We start from the raw sequence: 23,941 nt of genomic DNA on the forward strand, positions 1-23,941 counted from the left end.
CCTCAGGGTTATTCCGTGAAGGTTTCTTTTACCCGCAGTGAGCGTTTGAAATAAGGCACAAAGACTGCGGCGGCCAATAAAGGTAACAATAAGTTACGTACGGCCAAATCATCGGTAACTGGCGAGAATGCAAAGGCTTTTACCGCCAGAAGCACGGTGCACAACAACCAGATAATAAACATTTTGGGTAAGACGCGTGCGCGCTTACAAAATTGCCACAAAACCGCGACGGTAAATAACCCCATCGCCAGCGTGGTCACCACTGAAAAATACCATTGCAGGGTAAACGCCTGCGAATTGGTGATTAAGTATTCACGCGATTCCGGCATAAATAAGGCCATTGAAAACAGAAACAGCATTAATACCACGCTCAGCAGCGTTACAATCAGATACGCCATCGGGGCCAGTAACCACCCGCCAATACGTTTATAGCCCGGATTATTCGACATAAAAGCTTTTCTCACGCTGGTTTCGCCATCAAATCAGCACAGGGAAACTTCCCCGACCTTCAAGGCGCAGTAGCTTAACCTGTGAGAGACATTCTCGTTATCGTATTTATGTGATCAATACCTTAATCCTTCACGCCGTCTCTGCGTTGGCTGCCTTCACGCGCCCCGGTCACATACTTTTGTATGCTCCCGGGGACACGCTCAGTTGCCGCCTTGATACAGCCTGAATGCTTCAGGTATTAAAGCGGGAGAAGTTTTAATGCACCGGCACCAGAATTTCGGTGGCGACGATCACTACAATCAGACCGACCAGTACCGGCACGGAGGTGCGCTTAACCACTTCGAATGGCGAGATTTTTGCCATACCGGCCACGGCGACAACGACGCCGGAAACCGGGGAGATAGTGCGTCCGAGGTTGGAGGCCTGCAACATCGGAATGACCAGATATTCCGGGTTGATGCCCATTTTTGTGGCCAGTTTCGGGATCAGTTCAACGAAGGCGTAAAACGAAGCATTGCCGGAGCCGGTGGTCATCGCAGCCAGCACGGTGATCACCACCAGTACCAGCATCATCACAATGCTGCCGGAGCCAAAGTTTTGTGCCAGTCCGATCAGGCTGCTGATAAAGCCGACAGTGCTTAAACCCTGGGCGAATACGCCAGCCGCCACCAGCAGCATCACCACGTTGGCGAACGCATCCGCCATGCCGCGATAGGCGACGTCCAGCCCGGCAAACACGGCTTTGCCGTTACGGTTACGCACGGTTTCAATAATGGCGGTGAGCAACATACAAATCACCAGAATGGTGATGATATGCAGATTCGGCCCCCATTTGCCGTCAAAAATCAGCACACCAATAATCGGCGTGAACGGCAAAATGGCGTAGAAAGCGGGCGCATTGGTTTCAATCACATCATCTGCGTTGGAATCGACGGCGTCCGCGAGCGCGGTGGTATCGCGTTTATCCAGATAGCGTTGCCAGAAGAAGTGCGCGACCGCCATCGCCACAATGGCCGCAATGGAAATCGGCAGGGTGACTTTGAAGGCGAAATCCACCAGCGGCATGTTCGCCGCCTGCGCGGCCAGCACCACATCGCCGGAAGTCGGGGAAAGAATGATTGCCGCAGGGGAAGCACAAATCGCCGCCGCCGCGCCCCGGCTGATGCCGACGTTGACCATGATCGGGAACAGTGTCGCCATCAGCAGCACACCCAGACCGGTTGCCGACGATACCGCCAGTGACATCAGGCAGGCCAGAATATAGGCCGCGACCATCAGAATGTACGGTGAGTTGATCATCTGCAACGGCCGCGACGCCAGCTTCACGACGACATCATTGGCACCGATGTGGGTCATATACGCGGCAAATCCGCACAACATCATGATCATCATGCCGAGATCGCCACCGCGACTCATCAGCAGAATTTTGACGTACTCCACGATATCCGTCGCATTCCAGCCGGTGCTTTTGGTGCCTTCCGGCAGGATGCTGTGACCCATTATTGCGCTGATAATCAGCAATAATAAGCCGCCGACCATCAGTACGCCGGTGGGCGAATAGCCTTTGATGATGTAGCGCCCGACAAACACGGCGACCACCAGTCCGATCAGTAATTCCAGCATTATTGTATTCCCCGAGATTAAATTTGGATCCAAGTGAAAGGCGGGCACTTTGCCGAAATAACGGTGCGGGCGTTATGACACTTATCAATTATGGGTGATGAAAGGCGGGGGAATATTAAAATATGTGATGCCTGTTCAGAGGAGGAACCGGTGCGACTCCTCCCCCTGCGAAGGGGGAGGCGGGGAGGGGGTTTTAAGGGCTGACACCGGGTTTGAGCGAACTTCAACTTATTGATTTCGCTTTAATACCCCACCCCAACCCTCCCCTTCGCAGGGGAGGGAGTTGACCGTGCGCATCCTTATGTTTGCCTGAAAAATCAAAGCTTCGGGATTTCCCGATAAAACCCGACCCCAATCAGACGGCCGAACAAAAACGGAATGAATTTCCGCCCGCGCAGCCACAATTCCATACGGGATGGCGGTCGGGTGCGCTTCTTCTGTCCTGCCTTACTGATCATAATCTGTAACGCCTGCGTGGCCCAGGTCGGGAACGTCCGGCGGCGCTGGATACGTTTTAAGTGTCGCAGCGTCAGGCGTCCGGCTTTCAGCGGCTCAGTAATGATATTCGCCGTCGCCACTGCATCCTGAATCGCCAGATTCACGCCGACGCCGCCAATCGGTGACATCGCATGGGCCGCGTCGCCGATGCACAGCAATCCCGGTTTCGCCCATTCTTTCAGGCGGTCGATACGGATCACCAGCAGGCGCACATCGTCCCAGCCGGTGATGTCTTCCTCAAGCCGTGCGCGTTCGAAAGGTGACACTTCCGCCAGGAGGTCGAGAAAGGGCGCGATGCCCTGCGCTTTAAGCGTATCCAGGCTGTCTTTCGGGATCGAATAACCGCACTGCCAGTAATCGCCGCGGTCGATCATGATGAAGTTTTTCTTCGGCCCGCGATGCCCCATCGACCACTGCGGATCGTCCGGGCGTTTGTTGATTTTCAGCCACAGCACGTCGCGCGGTGCGCCATAACGGCGGATTTCCATCCCGGCCTGTTCGCGTACGACCGAATTACGCCCGTCACAACCCACCACTAAATCGGCGTCAAAATGCCGCGTTTCGCCGTTTACGTCTGCCACAACGCCTGAAACCTGACCGGTATTCTCCAGTAACGACAGCACCTGCGCGTTATGGATCAGACGGAAGTTCGGCAGTTGCGCGGCTTTGCTGGCGATAAAATTGAGGAAATCCCACTGCGGCATAAAGGCGATAAATTTGCATTGCGTCGGCAGGTGGCTGAAATCCGCCAGCGTGGTTTCCTTGCCGTTGATTTCGCCGTAAAGCTTCTCTGCGCGCTGATGTGGCAGGGCGAGAAACTCATCGAGAAAACCCAGTTGCCAGATGATGTCCAGCGTCGAAGGATGAATGGTGTCACCGCGAAAATCGCGCAAAAAATCGCGATGTTTTTCCAGCACCGTGACGTCAATCCCCTGACGCGCCAGAAGATACCCCAGCATTAATCCTGCGGGACCGCCGCCGACAATGCAGCAGGATGCCGCTGTGGAAGTCTCTGTGTTCGCTGTCATACCTGCCTGCCTTACCGGATGAATTCACATGATAACAATTATCATTTGCACCGGTGTGCGTCAATTCATCCCGTGCGACATCTCAGAACATTTCCTGCACAGGGGCGTAACAAATCCTGTCCTTTTTGCACCGTTGAGCAGGTGGAGGAGTTTTCTCATTTGCTCCTCCCCCTGCGAAGGGGGAGGTTGGGAGGGGGTTTTAAGGGCTAACACCCTTTGTGTTCTGGTCTATTAAAAGTTGACACCCCATTAAGCGGCTTTTGCCTCAGAAAGCCGCATCAACCGGACCCCGACGCCCACGCCGGCAATCAGCATCAGACTGATAAATCCGGTGATCCCGTACCATCCGTACGCGTGCCAGAAGAAGCCGCCTAATGTCCCGGCGACGCTCGATCCCGCGTAGTAGCTGAACAGATATAAAGACGAGGCCTGACCTTTCGCACGACGCGCACGACGGCCGATCCAGCCGCTGGCGACGGAGTGGGCGGCGAAGAAACCGCCGGTGACCAGGATCATACCGATGAAAATCAGCCAGACCGGTGAGAAGGCGGTGATCACAATCCCCAGCAGCATCAGCGCCGTCGCGCCGATCAGCACCGGCCCGCGGCCATATACACCGGTCAGCACACCGGCTTTCGGCGAACTGTAAGTACCCATCAGATAGACGATGGAGAGGATCCCAACAATCGCCTGACTCAGGTTGTAAGGCGATGACAGCAGGCGGTAACCGATGTAGTTAAACATGGTCACGAAGCTGCCCATCAGCAGGAAACCTTCGGCGAAAAGTAACGGTAAACCGCTGTCGCGCCAGTGCAGCTTGAAGTTAATCAGCAATTTGCGTGGTTTCAGCGAACTGGCACGAAAATGCTTAGACGGCGGCAGGATGCGCCAGAACATGATCGCCGCCGCGAGGGCGAAGAAGCCCACCACGGCCACGGCGATACGCCATGAGAAGAAATCGGTCAGTACACCGCTGACCAGACGGCCACTCATACCGCCGATAGAGTTGCCGCTGATGTACAAGCCCATTGAGAAAGCCACCACGCTGGGGTGAATTTCTTCGCTGAGATAGGTCATCGCCACCGCCGCCACGCCGCTCAGCGACAGGCCGATCAGGGCGCGCATAATCAGAATGCCATCCCAGCTTTGCATAAACGAACACACCAGTGTGCAACCGGCGGCAAGCAGTAACGCCACCACCATCACCGATTTTCGCCCGACAGCATCAGATACCGGCCCGGTGAACAGCAGGCCAATCGCCATTAAACCGGTAGATAACGACAGCGACAAACTGCTGGTCGCCGGTGAAACACCAAAATCATGCGAGAGCACCGGCAGGATCGGCTGAACGCAATACAACAACGCAAAGGTCGCCAGACCGGCTGAAAACAATGCCAGCGTGACGCGGATAAATTGCGGTGTACCACGTTTGATAAAAGGGGTTTTAAGACCGGAGCGGGCGACAGGGGTTTGGGGATTTAACTCGTCGTCGTTAACTGAATCACTGGCTGGTGCAGCGGAAATCCGCCGGGAGGTTTTCACTGTAAGTCCTTAATACGGGGCGCTGTAAAACTTAATTTTAAAATGTGTAAGAATTTTAACGCTGAGGCAGTTATTGTCTAATATATTAATTACTCGAAAACGATATGTTTAAAGTATCAATCAGGACACATTGATCGCCGCCATGAACCACATCGAACTGCGTCATTTGCGTTATTTCATCGCCGTGGCTGACGAGCTGCATTTTGGCCGCGCCGCAGAACGTTTGCACATTTCCCAGCCGCCGCTGAGCCAGCAAATTCAGGCACTGGAAACCCATCTCGGGGCGGCGCTGTTTTACCGTAATAACCGCAGCGTGCGGCTGACCCAGGCGGGGCAGGCTTTTTTGCAGGAAGCGCGGCAGATTTTACAGCGGGTGGATGAAGCCTCGGCGCAGGCGGCGCGGATACATCGCGGTGAGTCAGGCAACCTGACGCTCGGGCTGACCTCTTCAGCCCCGTTTCTGCGCCGTGTGTCCCGTACATTGCACCGTTTCCGTCTGACCTATCCGGGCGTCAATATCCGTATCGAGCAGCTCAACAGCAAACAGCAGATCGAGCCGTTGCTGGAGGGAAAACTGGATCTGGGCATTATGCGTAACGGCGAATTGCCGGACGAGCTGGAACATCATCTGGTGCTGTCCGAGCCGCTGATCGCCGTGGTGCATAAAGACCACCCGCTGAATGCACTGGCCGACGGGGAACTGACCTTTCAGCATCTGGCCGATCAGCCGTTTGTTTTTTTCTCCAAAGATGTCGGCACGTCACTGTACGACGATATTCTCGGCCAGCTGAAAGCACAGGGGATCACGCCCTTTATCACCCAGGAAGTGGGCGAGCCGCTGACCATCATCGGGCTGGTGGCGGCCGGACTGGGAGTCTCCATTTTGCCTGCGTCTTATCTGCGCATTCAGGTCGAGGGCGTGCGTTATTTGCGGTTTGGTGAAATGCAGGGGACGACGGAACTCTGGCTGGTGAATCACGCACGGCGTCCGGTGACCGCCGCGACACGCGCTTTTATGGATTTGCTGTTACACGAAGAGTGAAGGCGGCGAGGGCCGAACATGCTGTATTTCCAGTCAATTCTGAGTACCTTTTCACGTAATTTGTGCACCAAATCACATAACGAATCAAATAGTTGACGACATATGACAAAAACCCCAACATAGCCCTAATCTTTATTTTGAAGCGCGAAAATAACAGGAGTTCCTTGAGTGATCCCCGACGGGCAACCAGGACATATAGATCAAATTAAACAAACCAATGTCGGTGCTGTGTACCGCCTGATAGATCTGTTTGGTCCCATTTCGCGCATAGAATTGTCGAAAAAAGCACAACTGGCACCGGCCAGTATTACCAAGATTGTCCGCGAGTTATTACAGGCGCATCTGGTGTTGGAAACGGAATTTCAGGATCCCGGCAGCCGGGGGCGTCCGGCTATCGGCCTCGCGCTCGACACCCAGGCCTGGCACTACCTTTCAGCCCGTATCAGTCTCGGTTCCATCACGTTAGGTTTACGCGATCTCAGCAGTAAGCTGGTGGTGGAAGAAGTCCTGCCGCTGCCGGAGCAGGCCTCGCAACCGCTGCTTGGCCGCATCATTTCTGAAATCGATCAGTTTTTTATCCGTCATCAGCGCAAACTCGAGCGCCTTACCGCCATCGCCATCACCCTGCCGGGCATGATCGACGCCCGTCGCGGCATCGTTCACCGTATGCCGTTCTATCACGATGTGTTCGATATGCCGCTGGGCGATACCTTGTCTGCACATACCGGTTTGCCGGTGTATGTGCAGCATGATATCGGTGCCTGGACGCTGGCCGAATCGCTCTACGGAGCCTCGCGTGGCTGTAAAAATGTGGTGCAGGTGGTCATTGACCATAACGTCGGCGCAGGGGTGATCACCAGCGGACGGGTGTTACACGCGGGCAGCAGCAGCGTGGCAGAAATCGGCCATACGCAGGTGGACCCCTACGGTAAGCGGTGTTATTGCGGCAATCACGGTTGCCTTGAAACTGTCGCCAGTACCGACAGCATTCTGGAGCTTGTTCGTCAGCGGTTAACGGTACCGGTTCCAGCCAGTTTATTGCACGGTGTGTCACTGACCATCGAAGCGGTATGTGATGCCGCCAACCGGGGCGATCAGCTGGCGCGGGATGTGATCATCAGCGTCGGGCAGAGCGTCGGGCGTATTCTGGCGATCATGGTGAATCTGTTTAATCCCGAAAAAGTGCTGATTGGCTCACCGCTTAATTTATCTCAGGATATTCTGCATCCCGCGATAATGTCCTGTATTCAGCAGCAATCACTTCCCGCTTATAGCGAAAATATTAAACTGGAATCCACACAATTTTATAATCAGGGCACCATGCCAGGGGCGGCATTAGTGAAAGACGCCTTATATAGCGGATCACTTCTAATAAAATTACTGCAAGGCTAATATCCTTCATACTTAAAATTACCTCTGGGTGGCTGCGTTCTTTCGCCCGAATCACTGACTTATGTCAGCTCATCGGGACTTTCTCACTTGCCGCCTTGCCGTAATTTTGATTATTTTGGATATTCCTTTACTGTCTGTTTTAAATAAAAAAGCGATAACCGTTTCGCCGTCACCGCACTATCAGTCAACAAAACATTGCGCTAACGCAAACCGCTCTCATCCCGCATCGCCTAGACTTTCTGTCGTTACTTTGTCTCTGGCGCGGTTTTCTTACCGGAGACTATCTTTCAATAAGACGGAGAGATCCCGGAGCCTGAATTCCATGTTAACGCACTTTTTCGTCACGGGTACGGATGCCCGTGTAGGTAAAACCATTGTCACACGTGCCTTGCTTCAGGCCTTAGCCGCGCAGCATCGCTGCGTTTTAGGCTATAAACCTATTGCAACTGGCAGCCAGGAGCTGGCCGACGGGGTTCGAAATAAAGATGCGGTAACTCTCCAGCAGTCATCTTCTATTTCTTATCCTTTTAATAAAATAACGCCACTGGCATTAACGGATGAAGATATTTATGCCAGTCATATCCCGGATAATGTTTTTGAAATAATGACGAATGGCCTCAATTTCATGCGTGAAGAGGCGGATTCTGTTGTTGTAGAAGGTTGTGATGGCTGGAGGACATTGATTACCCCACATCTTTTATATTCTGACTGGGTACGCCAGCAAAATATGCCGGTGGTATTAGTGGTCGGTATTCAGGAAGGGTGTGTCAGTCATGCCTTATTAACCGCACAAGCGATTATTGCCGACGGACTGCCGCTGCTGGGCTGGGTGGCGAACCGCATCAACCCGTGTCTGGCACACTATCAGGAAACCATTGACGCCATCAGCGCCAATATTTCCGCGCCGCTGCTGGGGGAAATTCCGTATCTGCCCCGGGCGGAAAGTCGCGATATGGCGAAGTTTATCGACCTGTCCAGCTTCAATCTGAAGACGCTGGCAAAAGCCTGACGGTGACGTTGTCACGGAAAATCTGTCCTGAAGAGGCGCTGAGTGCACAACTCAGCGCCTCTTTTTTGTCTATAATCGGGTATCTGCCTGAGTGCATTCATCAAGACAAGTCTAAAGAAAACAGGGAACATGGCCGTCAATCATTCTGATGTAAACACATCTGCTGTTAAATCTTCTCACCGCCCCCTCATTCTGACCGCCTGCATGTTGTCGATGTTCATGGCCGCCGTGGAAGTGACCATTGTGGCGACCGCGATGCCGACCATTATCGGTGATCTCGGCGGCTTCTCGCTGCTGGGCTGGGTGTTTGCGGTCTATCTGCTGACGCAGGCGATCACTGTGCCGGTTTACGGGCGACTGGCCGATCTCTACGGATGCCGCAAAATGTTTCTCATCGGCACCACGCTGTTTTTGATCGGCTCCGTGCTGTGCGGATTTGCGCCTTCTCTTGGCTGGATGATTGGTTTTCGTGCCTTGCAGGGGCTGGGTGCCGGAGCGATCACGCCGATAGCCACCACGCTGATTGCCAATGTGTATGGCCCGCAGGAGCGGGCGAAAGCGCAGGGGTATTTGTCGAGTGTCTGGGGCGTGTCGGCAATCGTCGGGCCGCTGATGGGCGCGTTTATAGTCTCGCATTTTCCGTGGGCGGTGGTGTTCTGGGTGAATGTGCCGATCGGCCTGGTGGCGATGGTCATTCTGGTGAAATACCTGCCGCCCGACGGCCAGCGTAAACCGCATCAGCTGGATCTGGCCGGTACCGGTTATCTGACCCTTTCTGTCGCGGCATTATTGCTGGCGCTGTTGCAGGCCGAAGTGCTGGGTTACTGGGCGCTGGCGCTGATCGCGTTTGCCGTGTGCTGCGGATTACTGCTTATCCGTCAGGAGCGTAAAACGCCGGAGCCGTTATTCCCGCTGGCGCTGTGGGAAAGTAAGGTGATTATTGCCGGTAATGTCGGGGGTCTGATCATCGGCGCGACCATGATGGGGATCAGCGCGTTTTTACCCACCTATGTTCAGGGCGTTCTCGGCGGCACACCGCTACAGGCGGGCACCACACTGGCGCTGATGTCGATCGGCTGGCCGCTGGCGAGTATGTTCAGTGGCCGCCTGATGCGGGCAACCTCGTACCGCGCAACGGCGGTCACTGGCGGAGTATTGCTGGTGGGCGGCAGTCTGGCGTTGCTGCTGCTTTCACCATCGTCCGGTTTATGGATGGCGCGGCTGGCGGCCTTTTCGATTGGCGCAGGGATGGGGCTTTCTAACACCACTTTTATTGTTTCGGTACAAAACAGTGTGGAACCGGCTATCCGCGGCATTGCGACCGCGTCCACACTCTTTACCCGTATGCTTGGTTCCGCCATCGGCACGGCGGTGCTGGGGGCGACGCTGAATCTCAATCTTGAATACCGCCTGCCACAGGTAAACGATCCGGTGCAGCAACTGATGGAGAAAGCCACCCGCAGCACGATGGGTAGCCAGCAACTGAGCGCGCTGACCGACAGCGTGGCCGCCTCGCTGCACTGGGTGTTCGTGGTCTCGGCGGTGATTTCTGTGCTGGCAGTCGCCGCCGGTTTACTGATCCCGTCCGGCGACCGCCCGCATACTGAACCTCAGCGGGAAAGCTAAGCCGCAGGCCGTTGTTGCAGCCTGACGGCGATTAACATCAGCGTCAGGCTGATAAACACGGCCACCGACGCCATCGCCATACCATCGCCCACCGAACCCTGTTCAAACTGCCGCCAGACATACACCGACACCGTTTGTACGCCCGCCGGTGACAAGAGCAGGGAAGTCACCAGTTCGCGCGACGCCACGGCAAACACCATCATCATCGACGCCAGCAGGCTGGGAAATACCAGCGGCAGCAAAATCAGCCGTAATGTCTGTGCCGCCGTCGCGCCATGCACCCGTGCGGCGGCATCCAGATTGCCACCAATCTGCTTCAGCGCCGCGCTGACATAGCGCACCGGATAAGGCAGCAGCAGGCAGCAATACGCCAGCAGCAGAATGCCCCAGGTGTTATACGGCGTGACCGGCCAGAAGCTGCGGTTCCACGCCAGAATCAGACCGACACCGACCACAATCCCCGGCAACGCGGCCGGTAACAGCGACAACCCGTCGATCATCGCCGCCCCGCGAATTTTACGCGCCACCACCAGCCACGAGGCCAGAAAGCCTGTCGCCCCGGCGATCAGCGCTGTGCCCAGCGCCAGACTGAGGCTGGTCGACAACGCACCAAGCGCGTCGCCGTGGGCGGCAAACAGATTGCCAAAATGCCGCAGGGTCAGGTTTAATACCGACAAGCCGCCGGACAGGGTGCGCGAAAACGCCGTGGCCAGCATGGAGACCACCGGCAGCGCGACGGCGATCAGCGCGACACAGGTAAAGAGTATCAGCACCGGTAGCGTCCAGCCCGCCAGCGGTTTTTGTGTCACGTCCGCCGGTTTGCCGGTCATGCTTTCGACATTTTTGCCTGCCAGCACGGCGCGCTGGACGCTGTAAGCACACAGCGCCATTGCCACCAGCATCAGCGACAGCACCGCCGCGCCCGGCAAATCAACCGGCCAGTCGGCAAGGCGCTGTTCAATGCCGGTAGTCAGCATCAGGATACCGCTGCGCGACCCCAGCGCACCGGGTACGCCGTACTCTTCAATCGACAGGGTAAACGCCAGCAGCAGGCTGGAGGCGATAGCCGGTAACGCCATCGGCAACGTGATACGGATAAACGCCCGCCACGGCCCCGCGCCGTGAATGCGCGCGACATCGGCCAGACGACTACCGCTGGCGGCCATGCTGCGTGACACCGCGAAATACACCACCGGGAACACATTCAACGTCATCACCGCTACCATGCCCGGCAGGGAAAACAGAAAATCATTCAGATGCAGCCACGGCAGCAGTTGCTGCGCATAACCGTTGGTCTGTAACGCCAGCATCCACGACAGCGCGGCAATGTACGGCGGCAGCAGGAAGGGCACCAGAAACAGGATATCCCACAGCGCGGCGGCGGGCAGCGCGAACAGGCCACGCAAGGCACCGAGCGGTACGCCAATCAGCCCGCTGCACAGCGCCACACCCAGACCGACTTTTAATGTGGTGGCAAACAGTTCCTGTAACTGAGGTTCGGCGAACACGCGGCTAAAAGCACTGAACGGTGCGGAATAACTGCCGGTATCGAGATGGGGAAAGACCGCCTGTAAAATCACAAAACTGACCGGTACCGCGACCAGCAGCAACAGCGCAATACCCGTCACGACCGGCAGGAAAGCATTTCTATTCATTGATTACATCTCAGAAGCGGGCTGCTTTTTAACACAGCCCGGGAAGGAATTATTGCTGGCCGAACAGTTTCGCAAAGCGGTCGAGAACCTCTTTACGTGACGCAGAAGCCTGTGAGGATTCCGGTAATAATTTCAGTGATTTAAACAACGGACGTTTGGCCTCGATATCGCTACGGGCAGGCATCAGCCAGGCATCGGCGACCAGTTTCTGACCTTCCGCAGACAGTGCGTAATCGATAAAGGCTTTGGCTTCCTTCTGTTGCTGGCTGGATTTGAGGATCATCATCGGGCGCGGGGCGATCACCGTGCCGCTTTCCGGGAAAATCACTTTGACCGATTCACCGTCCTGCACGCTGGCGTAAGACACATAATCCACCGCGCCGAACACGGCGGCTTTCGCTCCCTGTAACACCGGCGTCAGTGCCTGTGCGTTTGGCCCTGCGATGATCATGCCGTTGGCTTTCAGATCTTCAAACAGCGTCCATGCCTGTTGCGCGTGAGCATTTTGTAACCCGATCAGCAAATCCAGAGAAGCACCGGAAAGCGACGGGTCCGGCGTGGTGACTTTGTCTTTGAATTCCGGTTTGGCTAAATCGCCCCAGTCTTTCGGTTCCGTGGTGCCGCTTTTGGTGTTCCACACAATCCCCAGTGCGGAAATTCCCTGAGCGACGTAATACGGCGTTTTGAACTGCGCCGGAACCTGTTCCGCATTCGGGCTTTGGTATTCGAGCAGCCAGCCGCGCTGTTCAAGATCGGTGGCGGTATCCCAGGACGCCGAAATTAACACGTCCGCGCGCGGGTTGGCCTGTTCGGCTTCCAGTCGCGCCATCACTTTGCCGGTGGTTGCCTGAAACACATCGACTTTCACGCCGGTTTGTTTTTCATAGCCTGCGGCCAGTTTTTTGGCCAGAGAACCCGGCCCGGCGGTATAGAGCGTCAGCGCCTGCGCATTGCCGGCGGCCATTGCGAGAGAAAGAGTCATTGCTGTCATTACGCCTGTTTTGGTACGGGAGAACGTGTGAGGAGTTTTATTGTGTGTGCGGTTCATCATTTTCATTCCATCAAAGGTTAAGCAACAAAAGGGGAAACAACGGAAGGGTCAGTCTGGTCAATGCTGACGATCGCACCTTTATCCATCCGCGCGATGCAGTGAGCGAGTGTGCGGGCTTCGTGCTGATCGTGGGTGACATACACCGCCGTGGTGCCGAGCTGGCGCAGCAGGGTCGCCATTTCGTCGCACAGACTTTCGCGCAGGTCACGATCAAGGTTCGACAGCGGCTCGTCGAACAGCAAAATGCGTGGCTCGGCGACAATTGCCCGCGCCAGTGCCACACGCTGTTGCTGACCACCGGAAAGTTCAGCAGGGCGGCGCGAGGCGAAATCCGCCAGCCCGACGCGGGCCAGTGCGGCGATCACTTTTTCCTGTTGCACCGCGCCACGGATACCGCGCATCTGCAACGGAAACGCGACGTTCTGGCGCACGGTCATGTGCGGCCACAGGGCGTAATCCTGAAACGCCATGCCGAGATTACGTTTTTCCGGCGGCAGGCTGAATGTTCCGCTGGCGACGATATCGCCGCCGAAACTGATCTGCCCCGACGCGGGATGGAGTAACCCCGCCAGCATTTTCAGCAGCGTGCTTTTTCCGCAGCCCGAAGGGCCAAGCAGCGCGAGAACCGTCCCTTCCGGCACGGATAAATTGACGTGATTGAGTACCTGATTGTTCCCAAAGAAATGGGACACCTGATGAATGGCGATAGCAGGAGGAGAAGACATGCGCGACGGCGCATTCCCGCTGGTATGAGCTGGAATGATCATGGTTGGTACTATCCTCTTTGGGATTTAATTGTGGGGGTGAGCGTAAAGGGGGAATGTGACGGACGGATGACAGTTTGTGTGGGTTCTTGTCGGGGAGGCGTACGAAAGGTGAAGACTGACTGGGACGACTCCCTCCCCTGCGAAGGGGAGGGTTGGGGTGGGGTATTAACGAAAAATCAAAGAGTTGAAGTGTGCTTTTACAGAGTGTTTGGCTTTAAAACCCCCTCCCGGCCTCCCCCTTCGCAGGGGGAGGAGCAAAGAAAAACGGCTCTTTGAAGTGGGAGGAGCAAATAAATCAGCGATTGCAAAGCTTGTAATACACCTCATTCCAGCGGATCTGATTCTTGAAGTCCGGCAGCGTGGTGTCGTTATCAATCACCAGCAATTCAATCCCGGTAAGTTCCGCATACAACCGCAGGGCGTCGATATCCAGCGCCTGTGAGAACACGGTATGGTGCGCGCCGCCGCCGAGGATCCAGGCTTCTGCCGCCGTGGCCAGTGATGGCTGGGCTTTCCAGATCGCGCGGGCCACAGGCAGTTTTGGCAACGGATGTGGCTGTTCAACGGTATCCACCAGATTGACCAGCAGACGGAAACGGTCGCCCATGTCGATGACGCTGGCATTGACCGCCGGGCCTGCCGGGGTGGAGAAGATCAGACGCGCCGGATCCGCCTTGCCGCCTATGCCGAGGTACTGCGCATCAAGCAGCGGTTTTTCTTCTTTGGCAATCGACGGACACACTTCCAGCATGTGCGAGCCGACCACCAGATCGTTGCCCGGTTTGAAGTGGTAGGTGTAATCCTCCATGAACGAGGTGCCGCCTTTCAGACCGCTGGCCATCACTTTCATGATGCGCAGCAGGGCTGCTGTTTTCCAGTCGCCTTCGCCACCGAAACCGTAGCCTTTTTGCATCAGACGCTGAACCGCCAGCCCCGGCAATTGCTTCATGCCGTGCAGATCTTCAAAGTTGGTGGTGAACGCACCGAATTTGCCTTGTTCGAGGAAACGGGTCATCCCCAGCTCGATTTTTGCCGCATCCAGCAGATTCTCACGACGTTCACCGTTGAGTTTCACGGCGTCGGTCAGGCGGTAGGTGGCTTCGTATTCTTCAATCAGCGTATCAATATCGCCTTTGCTGACTTCGTTGATCACGCTGACCAAGTCACCGATCCCGTACGCGTTGATGCTGTAGCCGAACTGGATTTGTGCCGCGACTTTATCGCCTTCGGTTACCGCCACTTCACGCATGTTGTCGCCAAAACGCGCCACTTTCAGGTGCTGGCTTTCGTTTTTCGCTGCTGCAACGCGCATCCACTGGGCGATACGGCGATGGGATTCGCCATCCTGCCAGTGACCGGCGACCACGGTGTGCTGCTGACGCATACGGGCGCCGATGAAACCGAACTCGCGGCCGCCGTGTGCGGTCTGGTTCAGGTTCATAAAGTCCATGTCCATGGTTTCCCAAGGAATTTCAGCGTTGAATTGCGTATGGAACTGCAACAGCGGTTTATGCAGGATGCTCAGACCGGCGATCCACATTTTGGCCGGGGAGAAGGTGTGCAGCCAGGTGATGATCCCCACGCAGGCATTGTCGTAGTTGGCTTCGCGGCACAGCGCAGTGATTTCATCCGGCGTGGTGACCAGTGGTTTAAGTACCAGTCTGACCGGCAAACCGGCTTCGCTGTTCAGGCTATTGACCACCTTCTCGGCGTTCTCTTTTACCTGACGTAATGCTTCCGGTCCGTACAGATGCTGACTGCCAATGGCGAACCACACTTCGAGATGTTTAAACGCGTCCATTTGTAACTCCTGAATATCGGATAGGTAAAATAGGGATTAATGCGCCGGTTTCGCTGCAAACAGCGGTTCTGTGCTGGCACACCATTGTTGATAACGTTCGTACAGGCGCTGATATTGTTCGACGCGCTGCGGGTCCGGCAGCAGGGTGCGTTCGATGCTGCAGGCCATTTTTTCCTGAGCGGCAGGCACATCGCTGAACTCTCCGGCGGCGACGGCGGCAAAAATCGCGGCGCCCAGCGCGCAGCACTGATCGGAGGCGACAATCTGCAACGGACGGTTCATGACATCGGCGCAAACCTGCATGATGACCGGCGATTTACGGGCGATACCGCCGAGCGTCAGGACGTTTTCCACCGGAATATCCTGCTGTTCGAAACACTCCATGATGGCGCGCGCGCCAAAGGCCGTCGCCGCGATAAAGCCCCCGAACAGTTCCGGCGCTTCGGTGCCTAAATTGATGTCGGTAATCACGCCTTTCAGACGCTGGTTGGCGAAAGGTGTCCGGCGACCGTTAAACCAGTCGAGTACCAGCGGCAGGTGATCGAGTTTCGGACTGGCTGCCCACGCGGCGGTAAGATCGGACAGCAGGTTTTTTTGCAGGCTGGTCAGTTGTGGTGCCATTTCAGGATGGGCTTTGGCCGCCTGAATCAGCGGCCAGCTCAGCAGACGACTGAACCAGGCGTACATATCACCGAAAGCGGATTGTCCGGCTTCCATCCCGATCATGTCAGGTACCACGCTGCCTTCGACCTGTCCGCAAATCCCGGCAATAGCCCGGTCGTTGACCCGTTCTTTATCGGCGATCAGAATGTCGCAGGTGGACGTACCGATCACTTTGACCAGCGTATACGGCTGTGCGCCCGCGCCGACTGCGCCCATATGGCAGTCGAATGCGCCGCCGGAAAGCACCACGCTGGCCGGTAAGCCAAGGCGCTGCGCCCATTCCGGCGTCAGGGTGCCCACGGCCTGTTCGGCAGTGACCGTGTCGGTAAACAGCGGGTATGGCAGATGTTCCACCAGCAGCTGATCGAGCGCGGCAAAGAAATCCTTTGGTGGCAGGCCGCCCCAGGACGGATGCCAGAGCATTTTGTGTCCGGCGCTGCAACGACCGCGCACTACTTTATCGGGTGCGGTCGTGCCGGAAAGCAGGGCGGGCACCCAGTCGCACAGCTCAACCCAGGAGGCGGCGGCTTCTTTCACGGAGGCATCGGCACGGGAAACGTGCAGGATTTTCGCCCAGAACCATTCGGAGGAATACACGCCGCCGATATAGCGGGAATAGTCAGGGAAATCGCCGCTGCGGCACAGGCGGTTGATCTCTTCGGCTTCTTCGATTGCCGTGTGATCTTTCCATAGCACGAACATGGCATTCGGATTTTCGGCAAACTCCGGCTTAAGCGCCAGAATGTTGCCTTCACTGTCTACCGGTGCCGGCGTGGAGCCGGTGGAATCGACGCCGATCCCCACCACACGCGCCGCACGCTCGCTGCCCAGACGCTGCACCACGTTTTTAATCGCCTGTTCCATGGCTTCTATATAGTCGAGCGGATGGTGGCGGAACTGATTTTTTGCCGCTTCACAATAGCGACCTTCATTCCAGCGCGGGTAGTACACCACGTCGGTTTCCATCTCGGCACCGGTCTGGCAATCCACTGCCAGGGCACGGACGGAATCGCTGCCAAAATCAAGACCAAGAGCAATCGCACCTTGCGTCATTCTTTCTCACTCCTTCAGGTTTGCCGTAGTCATTACGGCGGCGAATCGAATTGCTCTAACAGTAGGAGGATGGAAAAAAGGGAGTGAGGAGGCGTTAGCTGGAAGTATGCACAAATCTGCTCCCCGTGATGTTTCTGTGAGGTTGGTCAAATGTTAGCGTTTGGCTAAAATCGCTATATCTATGCACAATCCTGCTGTTTTCCTGCCGTGTGATAACGCTCTACATTCCTTTGCAAAATTACCGCTAAAACTTAACCCGTCTTACAAGAAAGTGTGACGTCAATCCGCTACAGACAGGACTTCGCCGCACATTCACTTTGTTTCCTTACGCTACTGATAACGTTTTCATGATTGCGCAAAACCACCAGATTTCGGACTGCGATTGTGAAAAACAACAATAAAAGTCGGAGAACATCATGCATAAATTCACTAAGGCATTAGCGGCGGTCGGGTTAGCTGCCCTTATGTCACATTCAGCTATGGCGGCTGAGAATCCGAAGCTTGGCTTCCTGGTCAAGCAACCGGAAGAGCCGTGGTTCCAGACTGAATGGCGTTTCGCAGATAAAGCCGGGAAAGATCTGCATTTCGACGTGATCAAAATCGCCGTGCCGGATGGTGAAAAAACCCTGAACGCGATCGACAGTCTGGCGGCCAATGGCGCGAAAGGGTTTGTCATCTGTACGCCGGATCCGCGTCTCGGGCCAGCCATCATGGCGAAAGCGCGCAGCTATGACATGAAAGTGATCCAGGTGGATGACCAGTTCGTGAATGCCAAAGGCAAGCCAATGGAAGAAGTGCCATTAGTGATGATGGCCGCGACCAAAATCGGTGAGCGTCAGGGGCAGGAACTGTATAAAGAAATGCAAAAACGTGGCTGGAAAGCTGCTGATACCGGCGTAATGGCGATTACTGCCGATGAGCTGGACACCGCACGTCGTCGTACTTCCGGTTCCATGGACGCGCTGAAAGCGGCTGGCTTCCCGGAAAAACAAATCTACAAAGTGCCCACCAAATCTAACGATATCCCGGGCGCACTGGATGCCGGTAACTCGCTGTTAGTGCAGCATCCTGAAGTGAAAAACTGGCTGATCATCGGCATGAACGACAACACCGTATTGGGTGGCGTGCGTGCAACAGAAGGTCAGGGCTTTAAAGCCGCTAACGTGATCGGCATCGGCATCAACGGTGTGGATGCGGTCAATGAGCTGTCAAAAAGCGCGCAAACCGGCTTCTACGGTTCCCTGTTACCCAGCCCGGATATCCACGGTTATAAAAGTATCCAGATGCTGAACGAATGGGTAACCAAAGGCGTTGAACCACCGAAATTTACCGAAGTGACGGATGTTGTGCTGATCACCCGCGATAACTTCAAAGATGAGCTGAAGAAGAAAGGCTTAATGTAATTTCCTCGTCATCCTTCGGGCTGCAGATGCGTTGACTGCGTTCGCTCACCCCGGTCACTTACTTATGTAAGCTCCCGGGGATTCACGAACTTGCCGCCTTCCTGCAACCCGAATGATTTAGAGGAATAGCGAGTTAAACGAGCATTAGATAACGCTGCTGCATGGCGGACGACAGGAAGTTTTACGAACTGCTTTCTGTTGTGCAGTGGCGTGCATCCATACTTACTCAACTTCCAGGTAGCCACTATGACTCAGCAATCTTTCGATAATAAGACGCCTTTGCTGACACCGTCACTGACGGAGTTTGATGCGGCCAGGCCGTATCTGGAATTCCATGACATTGGCAAAACTTTTCCGGGCGTGAAAGCGCTGGACGGTATTTCATTCAATTGTTACGCCGGTCAAATTCATGCGCTGATGGGCGAAAACGGCGCGGGTAAATCCACGCTGCTGAAGATCCTCAGCGGGAACTATCAGCCTTCGCAGGGCAGTATTCATATCAAAGGCCAGCCGGTCGCGTTCAGCCATACCACGGATGCGCTCGATGCCGGTGTGGCCATCATTTATCAGGAACTGCATCTGGTGCCGGAAATGACGGTGGCAGAGAACATTTACCTCGGCCAGTTGCCAAGTAAACACGGTTTCGTAAACCGTAAATTGCTGCGCTATGAAACCAAACTTCAGCTCGAACATCTCGGGCTGGATATCGATCCGGATACGCCGCTGAAATACCTTTCCATCGGCCAGTGGCAGATGGTGGAAATCGCCAAGGCACTGGCGCGCAATGCCAAAATCATTGCCTTCGATGAGCCAACCAGCTCGCTGTCTGCCCGTGAAATTGAACAATTGTTCCGCGTTATCCGTGAGTTACGGGCAGAAGGGCGCGTCATTTTGTATGTCTCACACCGTATGGAAGAAATCTTTGCATTAAGTGACGCTGTCACGGTTTTCAAAGACGGACGCTATGTGCGCACCTTTGATGATATGTCTCAGGTGGATAACAGCAAGCTGGTGCAGGCGATGGTAGGCCGTAACCTGGATGACATTTATGGCTATGCGCCGCGTCCGCACGGCGACATTCGTCTGGAACTGAATGAGGTGAAAGCGCCGGGCGTGAGAACGCCGGTTAGCCTGACCGTACGTCAGGGGGAAATCGTCGGCCTGTTCGGGCTGGTGGGGGCCGGGCGCAGTGAGTTAATGAAGGGATTGTTTGGCGGCACGCGCATTACCGGCGGCACCGTCCGGCTGGATGGCGCGGTGCTGAACATCCGTAAACCGGCAGATGCGATCCGTCAGGGCATCATGCTTTGCCCGGAAGACCGCAAAGCCGATGGCATCATTCCGGTGCACTCCGTGCGCGACAACATCAACATCAGCGCCCGCCGCAAAACGGTGAAAGCGGGGTGTCTGATCAACAACGCCTGGGAGGCGAAAAACGCGCGTAAACACATCGATGCGCTGAATATCAAAACCCCCAGCGACCAGCAGCTGATTATGAATCTTTCCGGCGGTAACCAACAAAAAGCCATTCTTGGCCGCTGGTTGTCGGAAGAAATGAAAGTCATTTTGCTGGATGAACCGACGCGCGGGATCGACGTCGGTGCCAAGCATGAAATCTACAACGTGATTTACGCACTGGCAAAACAAGGCATCGCGGTGCTGTTTGCATCCAGTGATTTACCGGAAGTGCTGGGTCTGGCCGACAGAATTGTGGTGATGCGCGAAGGCGCAATCTCCGGCGAACTGTTGCATGACGACGCCACCGAAGAAAAAGCACTGGGGCTCGCCATGTTGCGAACGCCAGACCTTGATTCTGCCCCTGACGCTGCCTGACTGAGGAGCAAAAATATTATGTCGAGTATGACAACCAATTCAGCCAAACCGGATCAACCTTCAGCCGCTTCCCGTGGCGGGCAAGGTCTGATGCGTATCTGGGACAGCTACGGCATGTTAGTGGTGTTCGCCGTGCTGTTTATCGCCTGTACCATTTTCGTGCCAAATTTCAGTTCCTTCATCAACATGAAAGGGCTGGGGCTGGCGATTTCGATGTCCGGCATGGTGGCCTGCGGGATGCTGTTCTGTCTGGCTTCCGGTGACTTCGACCTGTCCGTGGCCTCGGTGATTGCCTGCGCGGGTGTCACCACCGCCGTGGTGATCAACATGACCGAAAGCCTGTGGATCGGCGTGGGTGCGGGTTTGCTGCTCGGGATGCTGACCGGTTTGCTCAACGGTTTTGTTATCGCGCGTCTCAAAATCAATGCGCTGATCACCACGCTTGCCACCATGCAGATTGTGCGCGGTCTGGCGTACATCATTTCGGACGGTAAAGCGGTTGGTATCGAAGATGAGCGTTTCTTCACACTGGGTTATGCCAACTGGCTGGGGCTGCCTGCGCCAATCTGGCTGACTGTCGGCTGCCTGATCATCTTTGGTCTGCTGCTGAACAAAACCACTTTCGGGCGCAACACGCTGGCGATTGGCGGTAATGAAGATGCCGCGCGTCTGGCCGGTGTGCCGGTGGTACGCACCAAAATCATCATCTTTGTGCTGTCCGGTCTGGTGTCGGCGGCAGCGGGGATTATTCTGGCTTCGCGTATGACCAGCGGCCAGCCAATGACCTCACTGGGCTTCGAGCTGATCGTCATCTCTGCCTGCGTCCTGGGCGGCGTTTCGCTGAAAGGCGGCATTGGTAAAATTTCTTACGTGGTATCCGGGATCCTGATCCTCGGTACCGTGGAAAACGCCATGAACCTGCTGAACATTTCCCCGTTCTCGCAGTATGTGGTTCGTGGTCTGATCCTGCTGGCGGCGGTGATCTTCGACCGCTACAAACAGAAAGCGAAAAAGACCGTTTGATGCGGGTTTGTGATAACGCTTTCACAAAGTAATACCCACGGCATTTCGCGCTTTCAGGGGTGAAATGCCGTAAAAACGCGTGTTTGTTCACAAATCAGTAACCTTTACTGGCAGCGTTTTCACTGACGATTAGAATAGATGAAAAGTCCATAGCCCTATGTAGTTTCAGGAGGTTCGATGTATCACCGTATGATTCAGGATCAACAGCAAAATCCGCTGTTACCGGGTTACAGTTTTAATGCCTATCTGGTCGCCGGTATGACACCGATCCTTGCTGACGGGCCGCTGGATTTCGCCATTGACCGTCCCGGCGGCATGAAAGGTTACATCCTTAACCTGACGGTAAAAGGGCAGGGCAAAGTCTTCGACGGTGAAGATACCTTCTATTGCAATCCCGGCGATCTGCTGTTGTTCCCGCCGAAAGCCCGCCATCTTTACAGCCGCTCTGCCAATGCGGATTCCTGGTATCACCGCTGGGTGTATTTCCGCCCGCGCGCCTACTGGGCCGACTGGCTGGAATGGCACACCAAAACCCGTGACGTCGGCCGTCTTTCTTTACCGAATAACACCTTATTGCTGGAGTTCGACCGCCTGTTTGCCAACATCGAGCAAACGCAAAAATCAGGGCGTCGTTTCTGCGAAGAGTTAGGGATGAATCTGCTGGAGCGTCTGTTGCTGCGCGCAATGGAGGAAGATCCGCAGAGTCCGCAAAAGATTATGGATCCGCGTGTCATCGAAGCCTGCCAGTTTATTACCGGCAATCTGGCCGGTGAACTGCGCATCGACGAAGTGGCCCGCCACGTCTGCCTGTCGCCGTCGCGTCTGGCGCATCTGTTCCGCGAACAGGTCGGGATCAACATCCTGCGCTGGCGTGAAGATCAGCGGGTGATCCGCGCCAAATTACTGTTACAAACTACGCAGGAATCCATCGCGACGATTGGCCGCGTGGTGGGTTATGACGATCAGTTGTATTTCTCGCGGGTGTTCCGCAAACGGGTAGGGGTGAGTCCGAGTGATTTTCGTCGCAGAAGTGTGGAGATCAACTATCCGGCCAAACCCTATAAATCACATCCGTGGCCTGAGCAGGAAAATGCCGTGGCATATCATTTTTGAGTTTTGTTTTGCGCCCTCCCTGCGAAGAGGGAAAAGTGAAAGTGCCATACTGCTCCCTCCCCTGCGAAGGGGAGGGTTGGGGTGGGGTATCAGAAGCAACTCTGAATCTGAAGTTGCCATTAAAACCCCCTCCCGGTCTCCCCCTTCGCAGGGGGAGGAGAAAACATTACCCGGCGAAGAAACTCTGCTTCAACGCCCGCTCCACACCCCGCAGTTCTGCCAATCCACGTAAGCGTCCAATCGCCGAATACCCCGGATTGGTTTTCTTATGCAAATCATCCAGCATCTGATGGCCGTGATCCGGACGCATCGGAATGGCGCGCAGATTACCGGCGCGGCGACGGGTTTGTTCTTCGGTCAGAATCGCTTTGATCACCGCCACCATATCAACATCACCGTCCAGATGGTCGGCTTCATGGAAGCTGCCCGGGACGTCTTCGCGCTGGGTGGCGCGCAGATGGATAAAGTGCACGCGATCGGCGTAGGTGGACATCATCTTCACCAGATCGTTATCTTCGCGCACGCCGTAAGAACCGGTGCAGAAGCAGAAACCATTGTGGATGCTGTCGACGGTTTCTTTCAGCCATTGCATATCTTCAATGGTGGAGATAATACGCGGCAGGCCGAGAATAGGGCGCGGCGGATCATCCGGGTGAACCGCCAGACTTAAACCGCACTGCTCGGCAACCGGCACAATGCTGCGCAGGAAGTGCGCCATATTTTCACGCAGTTTCGCTTTATCGATGCCGTCATACGTCGCCAGACGCGCACGGAACTGATCCAGCGTGTAGCCTTCTTCTGCGCCCGGCAAACCGGCAATAATATTAGACACCAGCTGATCTTTCTCCGCCTGCGTCATCGCCGCAAAATAGTCGGCTGCCTGTTTTTGCTCATCCGCGCTGTAGTAAGAGGTCGCGCCTTCACGTTTGAGCAGATGCAATTCAAAGGCGGCAAACGCGATGTGGTCGAAGCGCAGGGCGCGCGAACCGTCCGGCAGCAGATAGCCCAGGTCAGTACGCGTCCAGTCCAGAACCGGCATGAAGTTGTAGCAAACCGTATAGATGCCACATTCCGCCAGATTGCGGATGGATTGCTGATAGTTAGCAATGTGTTTCTCAACTTCTCCGCTGCGGGTTTTGATTTCCTCATGCACCGGAATGCTTTCCACCACAGACCACACCAGACCTTTGGCTTCGATGATTGCCTTACGTTTTTTGATTTCTTCTACCGGCCAGACTTCACCGTTAGGAATATGGTGCAGGGCGGTGACCACACCGGTTGCGCCAGCCTGACGCACATCATCAAGTGAAACCGGATCGTTCGGGCCGTACCAACGCCATGTCTGTTCCATGTGTTTTCCTTAAAATTG

Annotated in this window: 18 protein-coding genes; 8 read left to right on the top strand and 10 right to left on the bottom strand. The window is 55.4% G+C overall.

The window, feature by feature from the left end; translation table 11 throughout:
- Window positions 1-8: 8 nt before the first annotated feature.
- From EYY67_RS19765 to EYY67_RS19780, 4 genes are all read right to left on the bottom strand, one after another.
- A complete protein-coding gene (locus tag EYY67_RS19765; RefSeq protein WP_131694220.1) occupies window positions 9-449 on the bottom strand; it encodes a DUF2569 domain-containing protein in 441 nt (146 codons plus the stop codon).
- Between the two features lie 256 nt (window positions 450-705).
- On the bottom strand, window positions 706-2,073 hold the full coding sequence (dcuC, locus tag EYY67_RS19770) for an anaerobic C4-dicarboxylate transporter DcuC (protein WP_119826151.1): 1,368 nt from the start codon (window positions 2,071-2,073) through the stop codon (window positions 706-708).
- Between the two features lie 317 nt (window positions 2,074-2,390).
- Window positions 2,391-3,599: an FAD-dependent oxidoreductase gene (locus EYY67_RS19775; protein WP_095922113.1), complete on the bottom strand. Its 1,209-nt coding sequence runs from the start codon at window positions 3,597-3,599 to the stop codon at window positions 2,391-2,393.
- 249 nt (window positions 3,600-3,848) lie between these two features.
- On the bottom strand, window positions 3,849-5,141 hold the full coding sequence (locus EYY67_RS19780; RefSeq protein ID WP_119826147.1) for an MFS transporter: 1,293 nt from the start codon (window positions 5,139-5,141) through the stop codon (window positions 3,849-3,851).
- A 142-nt stretch (window positions 5,142-5,283) separates the two neighbouring features.
- On the opposite strand from EYY67_RS19780, the gene EYY67_RS19785 reads away from it, so the two are divergent.
- The 4 genes from EYY67_RS19785 (at window position 5,284) to EYY67_RS19800 (ending at window position 10,210) form a co-directional block, all read left to right on the top strand.
- Window positions 5,284-6,183: a LysR family transcriptional regulator gene (locus tag EYY67_RS19785; RefSeq protein ID WP_119826145.1), complete on the top strand. Its 900-nt coding sequence runs from the start codon at window positions 5,284-5,286 to the stop codon at window positions 6,181-6,183.
- A 168-nt stretch (window positions 6,184-6,351) separates the two neighbouring features.
- Window positions 6,352-7,575 (top strand): sugar metabolism global transcriptional regulator Mlc, encoded by a 1,224-nt coding sequence (mlc, locus tag EYY67_RS19790; protein ID WP_095922110.1) that lies wholly within the window; start codon window positions 6,352-6,354, stop codon window positions 7,573-7,575.
- 322 nt (window positions 7,576-7,897) lie between these two features.
- Window positions 7,898-8,584 (top strand): dethiobiotin synthase, encoded by a 687-nt coding sequence (bioD, locus tag EYY67_RS19795; protein WP_095922109.1) that lies wholly within the window; start codon window positions 7,898-7,900, stop codon window positions 8,582-8,584.
- Window positions 8,585-8,713: 129 nt separating this feature from the next.
- Entirely contained in the window at window positions 8,714-10,210 is a 1,497-nt protein-coding gene (locus EYY67_RS19800; RefSeq protein WP_131694221.1) for an MDR family MFS transporter, read from the top strand.
- Here EYY67_RS19800 and EYY67_RS19805 read toward each other — a convergent pair.
- The 5 genes from EYY67_RS19805 to EYY67_RS19825 all read right to left on the bottom strand — a co-directional run bounded on the left by EYY67_RS19805 (window position 10,207) and on the right by EYY67_RS19825 (window position 17,200).
- The gene (locus EYY67_RS19805; RefSeq protein WP_131694222.1) at window positions 10,207-11,865 is read right to left on the bottom strand and encodes an ABC transporter permease; all 1,659 of its coding nucleotides are present in this window, start codon (window positions 11,863-11,865) and stop codon (window positions 10,207-10,209) included. The genes EYY67_RS19800 and EYY67_RS19805 overlap by 4 nt on opposite strands.
- A gap of 49 nt (window positions 11,866-11,914) precedes the next feature.
- Window positions 11,915-12,856 (bottom strand): ABC transporter substrate-binding protein, encoded by a 942-nt coding sequence (locus tag EYY67_RS19810; RefSeq protein ID WP_207391104.1) that lies wholly within the window; start codon window positions 12,854-12,856, stop codon window positions 11,915-11,917.
- 77 nt (window positions 12,857-12,933) lie between these two features.
- Window positions 12,934-13,683 (bottom strand): ABC transporter ATP-binding protein, encoded by a 750-nt coding sequence (locus tag EYY67_RS19815; protein WP_095922105.1) that lies wholly within the window; start codon window positions 13,681-13,683, stop codon window positions 12,934-12,936.
- Between the two features lie 295 nt (window positions 13,684-13,978).
- The gene (gene araA, locus EYY67_RS19820) at window positions 13,979-15,484 is read right to left on the bottom strand and encodes an L-arabinose isomerase (RefSeq protein WP_095922104.1); all 1,506 of its coding nucleotides are present in this window, start codon (window positions 15,482-15,484) and stop codon (window positions 13,979-13,981) included.
- 36 nt (window positions 15,485-15,520) lie between these two features.
- Window positions 15,521-17,200 (bottom strand): ribulokinase, encoded by a 1,680-nt coding sequence (locus tag EYY67_RS19825; RefSeq protein ID WP_131694224.1) that lies wholly within the window; start codon window positions 17,198-17,200, stop codon window positions 15,521-15,523.
- Between the two features lie 416 nt (window positions 17,201-17,616).
- On the opposite strand from EYY67_RS19825, the gene EYY67_RS19830 reads away from it, so the two are divergent.
- From EYY67_RS19830 to araC, 4 genes are all read left to right on the top strand, one after another.
- Window positions 17,617-18,603: an arabinose ABC transporter substrate-binding protein gene (locus EYY67_RS19830; protein WP_131694225.1), complete on the top strand. Its 987-nt coding sequence runs from the start codon at window positions 17,617-17,619 to the stop codon at window positions 18,601-18,603.
- Between the two features lie 246 nt (window positions 18,604-18,849).
- The gene (araG, locus tag EYY67_RS19835) at window positions 18,850-20,436 is read left to right on the top strand and encodes an L-arabinose ABC transporter ATP-binding protein AraG (RefSeq protein ID WP_095922101.1); all 1,587 of its coding nucleotides are present in this window, start codon (window positions 18,850-18,852) and stop codon (window positions 20,434-20,436) included.
- 18 nt (window positions 20,437-20,454) lie between these two features.
- Window positions 20,455-21,459: an L-arabinose ABC transporter permease AraH gene (gene araH, locus EYY67_RS19840; RefSeq protein ID WP_095922100.1), complete on the top strand. Its 1,005-nt coding sequence runs from the start codon at window positions 20,455-20,457 to the stop codon at window positions 21,457-21,459.
- 177 nt (window positions 21,460-21,636) lie between these two features.
- The gene (gene araC, locus EYY67_RS19845) at window positions 21,637-22,572 is read left to right on the top strand and encodes an arabinose operon transcriptional regulator AraC (RefSeq protein WP_095922099.1); all 936 of its coding nucleotides are present in this window, start codon (window positions 21,637-21,639) and stop codon (window positions 22,570-22,572) included.
- Window positions 22,573-22,738: 166 nt separating this feature from the next.
- On the opposite strand, the gene uxuA is transcribed toward araC, so the two are convergent.
- Window positions 22,739-23,923, bottom strand: a complete 1,185-nt coding sequence (gene uxuA, locus EYY67_RS19850) for a mannonate dehydratase (protein ID WP_119826135.1) — start codon at window positions 23,921-23,923, stop codon at window positions 22,739-22,741.
- Window positions 23,924-23,941 lie beyond the last annotated feature (18 nt).

This window comes from Rahnella victoriana, assembly GCF_004330295.1.
GTDB classification, from domain to species: Bacteria; Pseudomonadota; Gammaproteobacteria; order Enterobacterales; family Enterobacteriaceae; genus Rahnella; species Rahnella victoriana.